General features: G+C 42.7%; 12 protein-coding genes. 7 read left to right on the plus strand and 5 right to left on the minus strand.

Annotated elements, in window-relative coordinates:
• Positions 1 to 306 precede the first annotated feature (306 nt).
• From HZA08_13410 to HZA08_13425, 4 genes are all read left to right on the plus strand, one after another.
• Positions 307 to 2,103 (plus strand): hypothetical protein, encoded by a 1,797-nt coding sequence (locus HZA08_13410; GenBank protein MBI5194418.1) that lies wholly within the window; start codon positions 307 to 309, stop codon positions 2,101 to 2,103.
• On the plus strand, positions 2,100 to 2,882 hold the full coding sequence (truA, locus tag HZA08_13415; protein ID MBI5194419.1) for a tRNA pseudouridine(38-40) synthase TruA: 783 nt from the start codon (positions 2,100 to 2,102) through the stop codon (positions 2,880 to 2,882). The genes HZA08_13410 and truA overlap by 4 nt, the downstream gene beginning before the upstream one ends.
• Before the next feature lie 299 nt (positions 2,883 to 3,181).
• Positions 3,182 to 4,135, plus strand: a complete 954-nt coding sequence (locus tag HZA08_13420; GenBank protein ID MBI5194420.1) for a hypothetical protein — start codon at positions 3,182 to 3,184, stop codon at positions 4,133 to 4,135.
• A gap of 285 nt (positions 4,136 to 4,420) precedes the next feature.
• Positions 4,421 to 4,693, plus strand: coding sequence for a hypothetical protein (locus HZA08_13425; protein MBI5194421.1), 273 nt, complete (start codon positions 4,421 to 4,423; stop codon positions 4,691 to 4,693).
• A 15-nt stretch (positions 4,694 to 4,708) separates the two neighbouring features.
• On the opposite strand, the gene HZA08_13430 is transcribed toward HZA08_13425, so the two are convergent.
• Positions 4,709 to 5,008, minus strand: coding sequence for a hypothetical protein (locus HZA08_13430; GenBank protein ID MBI5194422.1), 300 nt, complete (start codon positions 5,006 to 5,008; stop codon positions 4,709 to 4,711).
• A gap of 125 nt (positions 5,009 to 5,133) precedes the next feature.
• Here HZA08_13430 and HZA08_13435 point away from each other — a divergent pair, with 125 nt between their 5' ends.
• From HZA08_13435 to HZA08_13445, 3 genes are all read left to right on the plus strand, one after another.
• On the plus strand, positions 5,134 to 5,367 hold the full coding sequence (locus tag HZA08_13435) for a DUF433 domain-containing protein (protein MBI5194423.1): 234 nt from the start codon (positions 5,134 to 5,136) through the stop codon (positions 5,365 to 5,367).
• 160 nt (positions 5,368 to 5,527) lie between these two features.
• Positions 5,528 to 6,016: a hypothetical protein gene (locus HZA08_13440; protein MBI5194424.1), complete on the plus strand. Its 489-nt coding sequence runs from the start codon at positions 5,528 to 5,530 to the stop codon at positions 6,014 to 6,016.
• Positions 6,017 to 6,251: 235 nt separating this feature from the next.
• Positions 6,252 to 7,613, plus strand: coding sequence for a transposase zinc-binding domain-containing protein (locus HZA08_13445; protein ID MBI5194425.1), 1,362 nt, complete (start codon positions 6,252 to 6,254; stop codon positions 7,611 to 7,613).
• 207 nt (positions 7,614 to 7,820) lie between these two features.
• On the opposite strand, the gene HZA08_13450 is transcribed toward HZA08_13445, so the two are convergent.
• The 4 genes from HZA08_13450 to HZA08_13465 form a co-directional block, all read right to left on the minus strand.
• Positions 7,821 to 8,369: a glycogen/starch/alpha-glucan phosphorylase gene (locus HZA08_13450; protein MBI5194426.1), complete on the minus strand. Its 549-nt coding sequence runs from the start codon at positions 8,367 to 8,369 to the stop codon at positions 7,821 to 7,823.
• A gap of 48 nt (positions 8,370 to 8,417) precedes the next feature.
• On the minus strand, positions 8,418 to 8,657 hold the full coding sequence (locus tag HZA08_13455; protein ID MBI5194427.1) for a DUF2283 domain-containing protein: 240 nt from the start codon (positions 8,655 to 8,657) through the stop codon (positions 8,418 to 8,420).
• Positions 8,636 to 8,959 carry a hypothetical protein gene (locus HZA08_13460; GenBank protein ID MBI5194428.1) on the minus strand — a complete coding sequence of 108 codons (324 nt, stop codon included), beginning with the start codon at positions 8,957 to 8,959 and terminating at the stop codon, positions 8,636 to 8,638. Before HZA08_13460 ends, HZA08_13455 begins: the two co-directional genes overlap by 22 nt.
• A gap of 206 nt (positions 8,960 to 9,165) precedes the next feature.
• Positions 9,166 to 9,546, minus strand: coding sequence for a HEPN domain-containing protein (locus HZA08_13465; GenBank protein MBI5194429.1), 381 nt, complete (start codon positions 9,544 to 9,546; stop codon positions 9,166 to 9,168).
• Positions 9,547 to 9,692 lie beyond the last annotated feature (146 nt).

Below are 9,692 nucleotides of genomic sequence, written 5' to 3' on the forward strand. Positions count from 1 at the left end.
TTCCGGCCATCTTTGTGTGCTCCTCAATCGCAACCCCTCAGCGTAGATTCAACTACGCCTTCGGGTTTGCTCAATCGGTCGCACTCAATCCTGACCGAAATCTGAGCGCCTAAATGCACAAGTTATTTCATGACAGACCCTAAGGATTGTGAAGTATAGCATAATCAAGACATCAGATGTCAATTCCATTGGGTTCATATAATAATCCTTGACCTGATTGATCAAAAACAGATAATATGTGATTAAATATTTGTCAAATTATTTTTTAACTAACAATCTGATTGTTTTAAAAAGGGGGTCTTAATTATGATAGAAAAGAAGCGGGCAATTTTTCCCATAATGCTGATCTTGACAGCAATGATTATTAATTTTCCCTCACTCGTATTCTCTGGAGAGATTAGCGTAAGACCGGGGAAATTTGATCACTTCAATATATTAATACCTGAGAAGATAGTAGCGGGCGAGGATGCATCAATAACTCTGCATGCAGTGGATTCACTGGATAATCAAACTCTCAATTTTGGGGAAAAAGAAAAGGAGTTTTACCTTGCCGTTACCGGAACTGCGGCTGTAAGACCCGAATCATTTAAATCCTCCTTATTTAACAATGGGGCGACCACGTTTACATTGATGAATAAAGCTGCTGAAAATGTCAGACTCTCTATAATGGAACGCGGCAACCCAATCCCTATTCTTCTGAGAGACATAACGGTTACTCCAGGCAGGCTTAATTCCTTTAAAATAGATGCCCCACGGGCTGTCAATGCCGGTGATAAATTTGATATAAAAATTACGGCAAAGGACTCGTTCGGCAATACAATTTCAGATCAAATCTTAGGTAAAGATATAAATCTGGTATTTACCGGAGATAACGAACCCAAAATAGAGCCGCTGACAATCCCTGACTTTAAGAATGGGGCGAGTGTTGTCACGCTGCTGTCTAAAAAGACAGGGGCAGTTGCTATCGAAGCAAAAGACCTGATAACTACAAGCACAGGTATTAGTGACACAATAGAGATAGTCAACGGCCCTGTCAATACATTCAGATTATTTGCCCCAAAAGAGGTTATTGCCGGTGAATCCTTTGATTTATCTATTGTAGCGGTTGACCAATTCGGCAATGTTGTTTTGAATTACCCGGTAACTGGAAATGGTGTGAATGTAACATTATCAGGTAAGTTAAAAGGTAAGTTAAAAACATTCCCTTCTACAGTATCTAAATTTGAATTTGCAGGCGGCCAGTCAAAGGTCAGTTTGAGGTACGATCCGGCAGGAGATGTCACCATAACCGTTCAAGAAATTGGCGGTGCCAAAAGGAAGGCGAGCGAAGTTGTACGGATTGTTCCGGCAATGCCTACACGGTTTGATGTCTTCACACCTGAGTCGGCAGTTGCAGGACAGAGATTCAAGATAAAGGTTACGACGTATAACCAGGCCGGCCATGAGATCAGGAACTATAATCTCTTTGGGCCGGATGTCCAGTTGCTGACAACGGGTTCCGGAGTTATAACCCCGGACAGGATACCTGCATCAGAATTTGTAAACGGTGCTGCTGTTGCGGAGGTGCAGTATAACAAATCAGAATCATTCACGATTACAGCATCCCCATTGCCGCCATCAGCTAAAACGGTTGTAAAACATAACAAAAAAAAGACAAATGCTGTACCTCCAATACAGCCTTATACCAACCCAACATCTTCTAACGGGCAGAAAATGATCAATGGCCAGGGGGCCAAAGTGGGTGCGATTAAAAACAAGGGGAAAGTTAAAAAAAAGACCCTTGAGATCACAGATATCTCGCTGGTTGAACCAAGCAAGACATCAGCCATTAAGATACATATCCCAAATATTGGTAAAGCATCAGGATTAGATACCGTTACCGAAGTAAATGAAGGTAAAAGTTGGATCGTAATTAAGATAAATCCTGCCATAAGCAGACTGAAGAAGCCTTTAAAGTTTGATTCATCAGTTGTCGGTAACATAATCTTAGAAGAAGATAAACAGAACAAGGGGACAGTGTTGGTTAAGATCGAAGAATTGAAGCCTTCGCGGTATGATGTGAAAAAGGAAAAAGACTCTTTAGTAATCACTTTTGATCAATGAGTATATTCAAACTTTACATAGAATACGAAGGCACGCGTTTCAGCGGGTGGCAGATTCAGAAGAATGCCCGGACTGTTCAGGGTGAACTGGTCGTTGCTATTAAGAAGGTTTTTAATACCAATGAGATTGACTTTCAGGGATCAGGCAGGACAGATGCCGGTGTTCATGCGATAAGGCAGGTTGCCCATCTTGAAGTGAAGGGCAATCTTGCACCGGATATTCTCAGGATGAGACTTAACGATGAACTCCCTGCTGATATAAATATACTTGGGATTGAAAAGGCTGTTAAGAATTTTCATGCAAGGCATGATGCTGTTTCAAGAAGTTATGTCTATCAGATCTCCCGCAGGAGGACTGCCTTCGGCAAAAAATACGTCTGGTGGATAAAGGATGAACTCGCTATAGAAAAGATGAAGCAGGCGGCAGAGCTGTTTATTGGAATGAAAAATTTCCAATCGTTTACAGATGATAAACCTGAAGATAAATCAACGAAAGTGCTGATAGATGACATTCTGATAAAGGAGGATGGGGATCTGATATTGATACGAATTACCGGTTCTCACTTCATCTGGAAGATGGTGCGGCGCGTTGTCGGTGTGATTGCAGAGGTCGGAAGGGGAAATCTATCTATTGAAAAGGTGCGGTTTTACCTGAACACAAAATCAAATGAACCCGCAAGGCTTACTGCCCCGCCGTCAGGCCTGTTTCTTGAGCAGGTTATTTATAAAGGTGATAAGAAGAATACTGAGCTAAAGCCTTTGATTACCATATTATGTTAAGTGAAACACGCATGAGCGGGCCGCTCACAAAGGGGAATGAAAATAGTAAGCAGTGAGAAGTAAGCAGTAAGCAGTAGATGCAGGTCTTTATCTGCTAACTGCTTACCGCTTACTGCTTACTGCTTACTTGAGGTTATTTTCGAGTGAATGACAATAGAAACGTCCATGAACAGTGACCGCACAAACTTACCCACTGCACCTAACTGTTCCTTGCTTATCACTGAATCTGGGAATCTGGAATTTGACTTGGATTAACCCTGCCTTGACCGCTTTATCTGTGCTGTGTTATTCTGCCGTGCATGAAATTCAGGCCAATAAAATCTAAGGGGCTTAAGACCTATTCTATCAATTCAAGGAAGAGTAAGGTGGATGTGAAGGACTTTGCAAGGCCGGTGCCTGCCGGGAGTTCTTTTAAAGCATTTCTTGATAATCTTCCTGACATACTTTCAGCGAAAGACATTAAAGAGGTTGCCTGCCTTATCGCAAGTGCATGTAAAAGTAATAAGGTTGTTGCTGCAGGGCTTGGTGCACATGTAATAAAGGTGGGGCTTGGTCCGCTGATTATAGATTTAATGGAACGGGGAGTCATCAATGCAATTGCATTGAATGGGGCAGGTATTGTTCATGATTTTGAGACAGCTTATGCCGGACAGACATCCGAGGATGTTGACGCTGAGATAGGTAAAGGGTCATTTGGTATGGCAGAAGAGACCGGGACATTACTTAATGAGGCAATTAAAAAGGGTGTCAAAAAAGGGTGGGGGATCGGCAGGTCGGTCGGTGATATGATAAACCGCTCAAAGTTTCCGTATAAACACCTCAGCATACTTGCCGCCGGTGCACGGCTTGGTATTCCTGTAACAGTTCATGTGGCACTCGGTGCTGATATACTGCATATTTATCCGCAGATGGACGGCAGTGCAACAGGGGAGGGGAGTTACAGGGACTTTCAAATGTTTGCCGGGGTGGTCTCAAAGTTAGAGGGCGGTGTGTATCTAAATATAGGCTCTGCTGTAATTTTGCCGGAGGTATTTTTAAAGGCATTAACACTTGTAAGAAACCTCGGACATAATGTGCAGAATTTTACCACTGTAAACATGGATTTTATCCAGCACTACCGGCCCTTGACCAATGTCGTCAGGCGGCCTACAAAGGATGGGAGCGGGAAGGGCTATACCTTTACAGGACATCATGAGATTATGGTGCCTCTGTTTGCAGCGGCTATTATAGAACAGTTAGCAGTAAAGAGTTAGCAGTAAGCAGAAGTAAGAGGCAAGAAGTGATGTCTTATCCTTCATCAGTATTCAATTCCTAATTTAGGTTGATACCTTAAAATCAAAGATATATAATGGGCTGCATGAAAAGACCATTAAGTTTATTCCCCCTCACCCGTGCCCCCTCCTGCCTCCCCCCGCAAAGGAGGGGGGAGGAATTTGGTAGGGATTTTATTGCAGCTCTCCCGCCAGGGGAGAGGGATGCTAAGTTTTTTCCCTCCCCTTCAAGGGGAGGGGTAGGGTGGGGATGGGGTTGATTTTCAAATGAATGATACAACACCTGAAATCAATCTCATTTTTGAAAACATGATGATGAAAAAAAGCGGTCAGGAAAGAATGCAGATGGGATTCTCCATGTTCAATATGGCCCGCCGTCAGGTAATAGCGTCAATCAGGAATAATAAACCGGATGCTGATGAAATAGAAATCAGAAGGGAAATATTCCTACGTTTCTATGAACAGGACTTTTCTAAGGAAGAACAGAAGAAGATACTGGACAGAATAACAATGTCTTCTTGTGAGATAGAGGAAAAGTGAAGTGTATATGAAAAATTATCTTAAAAAATTCCCATGAAAAATACTGATAGCCTTCCTTATCCTGACGTCTCTCCACCTCTGTATTCCAAAGATAAGCCTTGCAGGAGACGATGTCCTGATTGCAGGTTCTAATGTAACAAAGAATGCCCCTGAATCCGTATCAACACCAGAAATCAACATCCCTGCTGAAAAGGGAACGGACTCAGGAAAAAGCGGCAAAGGCTGGCTGTGGGTAGTCATAGCCGTATTAGCAGTCGCAGGCGGAGTCGCCCTTGCAGGAAGCCGCGGAGGAAGCAGCAGTAACAGTGATGGCACTTTAAGCGTAACGTGGTAGAGCAGAGTCTTTCAGTTATTTTGACTTTTGTATTTTCTTACATTACTCTCTCTACCAGTATCCCGTAATAATAGGTATAAACTAAAATGCAGAGGAGGAACGAAATATGAAACAAGGAGAAATTATTTCTAACCCTGGTATACTCAATGGCAAACCGGTTGTTAAAGGCACCCGCATATCAGTTGCCCTGATATTGCAGTGTATAGCATCCGGTATGACAACAGAAGATATCCTTAATGCTTACCCAACTCTCACGCGTGAGGGAATAGAAGCAGCCCTTGATTTCGCAGCAAGACAGTTTCAAGGTGAGGAGGTTGTCGTGTTTGGAGATAACAAGTAATGCAACTCCTTGCAGATGAAAATGTTCATTATTCATCGCCATGGAAAATTAACGCAGTAATGGCAGGCAAAATGAAAATACCCCCTTGCAATTTTAATTCCCTCCCCCTTGAGGGGGGAGGGTCAGGGTCAGGGTGGGGGTGAGCTATGGAAGTTTACTCATGAAACAATATCTAACTATTACATTCTACATATTACTCCTTGCACTGCTCACCGCCTGCGGCAGCAACCCGAACACATCAAGCGACTCGGGTGCACTCACCTTTAATATAAAACTGGCACGCCCTGCAACTGCCTATCTTACCTCATATCTCACAGGCAATGACATCTGCATAGACTACGGAATAGCAACAGTAACCGCAGTTGTAAAAGACTCTTCCGGCAAAACAGTTACATCAGGCAACTGGTCATGCTCATCCCATCAGGGAATTATCACCGGCATTCCGTCAGGCACAAACTACACTGTTAAACTTGAAGGAAAAGACTCCATTAACACAGTGACATGGAGTGGAGAAAAGACAGGCATAAGCATAAGCGCAGGAGAAACCACAACCGCAGGTACAATAGCAATGACCTATATTGGCAGTGACACAACCGATCCAACTGTAACATCAACAAATCCTCTGACAGTGCTACTATTGTCCCTGTAACATCCATCTTCAGATATAGGTATCTTGCCCAGACGGCCCCCCTGCCTTCAGCATCATTGGCGACTACCTTGCCCTCGTTATGGAGATGGGATCCCGTATGCCCCAGGGAGCTATGTCTTTGTGCACCTGACGTCTGGTAACGCCCTGTTTTCTGTGCACCTCCTTCCGGCACAGCATCAGTTCTTATAGCCGTCTTACCCATAGTTTGCAACCACAAGCTGTTGAATAAGGCTCAGTGGCATCCTTCTGGCTTTTGCCTTCTGTTATGGCAGAAGCACTCAAAGGGATATATAACAGGCGTCATCCGGAGAGGACTGATTACTATCGGATTATCGAAGGCAGTTTCGAGGAGTTTCAGAGGAGTTATCCTGAGCAGTTTGAGGAGCAATACGGTTACTTAAGAACAGAGGTGATGAAGGCAATTTATTCCTTTCTGGAGTGCGGCATCCCTGAGAACGGTATGGCAAGGGTCCGGTGTGATGAATGCGGCCATGACTTTTTCGTAGCCTATTCTTGCCGCTGTCGTGTGGTCTGCCCCAGTTGTTCTACCAAAAGGTCTATCCTATTTGGAGAGAAAGTAAGAGAGATAGTCAAACCTGTCCCTCATCTGCATATCACCTTCACCATACCCAAACTATTACGAGCCTATTTCAGACGAAACCGGAGGCTATTAAAGATTCTTGTTCAGAGTGCAAATTATTCAGTAGAGAGATATTTTACAGAGTCACTGGGGATTAAGGACGGAGATACAGGAGGGATATATTATATCCACTCTCAGGGTTCTCTTTTCAATGTTCACCCGCACGCTCATGCACTTGTTCCTGCCGGAATAATGAAGTGCGGCATATTCTATGAACAAAAGAGCATATCACCCCCGCTGATAGCAGAGATATTCAGGGCGAGGCTTTTAACCGTACTACTGGGGCAAGGGGTAATTAAACAGGAACTTATAAATATGCTTATGTCCTGGAATCATCATTCAGGCTTCAATGTCCATGTCAGGGGCCAGATAGCCGGTACTGATGGGGCTGCCATTGAGAGTATTGCAAGATATATGAGCAGGGATCCTGTTTCAGTGGATAGAGTGGAATTTAATCCTGTGGATAACACACTCACTGTTTATGAGAGAAAGGACAGACCCTCTCCTAACGGGTATAAAACTTACACAATCATGGAATTTATGGCGCTGCTCGCATCTCATATCCCATCTCCTTATGAAAGCCTCGTATATTATTATGGTATCTATAGCAGCTCGCATCGGGGTAAAGAGAGAAAAGAAAACAGGGGTAATCAGGGTATCGTGATACAAGAGACAAAAGGTATCGGCAGAGCAAATTCCACATGGGCCCGTTTGATCCATCGTATCTTTGAAGTAGACCCGCTCCAATGTATTAAATGTGGTGGTAACATGCGGGTAATCTCGTTTATTACAGACTACCAGACCTCAAAGGTGATACTCAAGCATATCGGAGAAGAAACCGTCAGACCTCCTCTTGTAAGAGCGAAAACTCCAACAGCTAATATCCCGGATACCGTCTTTTGGGACTCCATCCCTTCTGAGGAATCTTACTCCCACAATGCCGGCTATGCCAATTGAAAAATCCAAAAAAGTCCTGTAAGAGAAGTGTGCCAAAAAAACAGAGCGATCGCCCCCAGTTCCAGTGGAAAAACATGCAAGGCTGTTCAAGATAGGAAAATTTCACCCATGCCCACCTCTAATGCCCTGTAATCCTCCCTAAAAGCCCTAAAAAATCTCCTTGACGCCTCAGATTTCGGAGAGTAGACTGAGACTCAGTTTTTCGATTTACCTATTGGAGGCATCATCTGCATAAGGGAGAAGCTTTTTAAGCTCGAACAGGTCTGTTATCCATCTATCGCCTATGCTTGCGCTTATCAGCCCGGAGAGTTCCTTGTTTATCTTCCTGAGCCAGACCCTCTGGCTTATCCCATTGGTCTTGTTTGTAAATTTACCGGGATAGAACTCGTGGAAGTCCCGGAATATATCATTTTTCAGTATCTCCGTATGGATAGCGGCAACCCCATTGACCTTGTTGCTGCCTATTATTGCAAGATTAGCCATCCTGACCCTCTTTTCGCCTGCCTCATCTATTACAGACATCCTCTTCATGCGTTCGATGTCACAGGGATACTTATGGTAAACATCTTTCAGGAACCTGTGATTTATCTCATAGATTATCCTGATATGCCGCGGCAGGAGTTTCTCCATAAAAGAGGCTGACCATGTCTCAAGGGCCTCGGGCAATACCGTGTGATTCGTGTAATTTACCGTTCTCCTTGTTATATCCCATGCCTTATCCCATGCAACCCCTTCAACATCTACAAGCAGCCTCATCAGTTCAGCCACAGCAAGGGAGGGATGTGTATCATTCAGTTGAAATATTTACTTTTTGAAACGTTTATTGACATTTGTTATTGTTATGCCTACCAGCTTTTTCCCTCTATATCTCAAGAATACCCCATCCTTTAAGATGTCTGTGTCGGTTGCATTTTGAGGACGTTCTAAACTAACATAAAGAACATCAGCATCCTTATCAAAATCAAACCAGATATGTTGTGCCCCTGTCTTTCTGATATGCGGCAAGGCTTCAAATATTTCTTTTACTGTGATTGCTGCTTCCATAGGGTACTCCTTTTTAAAAGTTTTTTGATTTTTGTGGTTATAAAGGCTGTAATAATAAAACCATCATTTTTACCCTGCATCTCTTTGTAAATCACAAGGAATGCCTTTCTTGCAGATATAAGCTTTACTGCCCACAGCTCTCCGATAGCGTCTCCTTCCACCACAAATGACGGGTTTGAAACCGTCTCTAAAATCTCATAATAATATCCTGCCATATCATTGTGATTTTCAACAATATGATTCCATCGTTCACTCGTCAAACGAACAGGGATATTATTTACTGACGACACAACATCAACCATTTATCTGCCATTCTCCTGAACATTCAGCTTGCATATTAAACTTCGGAGCTGATGAGTGTCAAGGGATTTTGCACGGAAACGTCAAAGTCGTGTTTGCCATAGTAGCATAGTATGATGTCGGAGGTTTAGGATTATCAGCACTTGTCACAATTATTTCGCTTTTCAGATTAGAAACAGTTTTAGGTGAGCGCATCAGAAGTGATTTATCATGTTTTTATTTTAAGAATAATAATTTCCTTAACCTTTAAGGCAATCGAAAAAGCCTTATTTGCCTCTTCAATTGAAGGATCATAAATTACATCCGGGTATCTGACTTCAACGCCATATCGGCTTATCTCATCAAGCTCATCTTCTAATTCTTTTAATTCCGGGATTCTTCCTGTAATTGAAGTTAATAGTGATACGAGATCATGAGTTTTAGTTATGTGCTCCCCAAAATAGATTAAGGTACCTTTTAGATATTTCTCTATTGCCTGCTGGGCATGAAAACATATAGCGTCTGTTGGTGGCTCTTCATCTTTAAGGTTATTTTTTATTGTTTTAAAATCACTTTCAGCTTTTTTAAACCATTGCCTTACAGTAACCAGTCTTTGTTCATCCGAAAATCCTCGTTATTATCAATAAAATTAAGAAAATAAAACTTTTTATCCGTCTGTCATAGCCTTATGCCCGAAGGTTTTTAAAAATATATGAGAAACTCGTTAATGATAAAATGACCGGCTGAACATTTAAA

Source organism: Nitrospirota bacterium (assembly GCA_016212215.1).
Classification (GTDB): Bacteria; Nitrospirota; 9FT-COMBO-42-15; order HDB-SIOI813; family HDB-SIOI813; genus JACRGV01.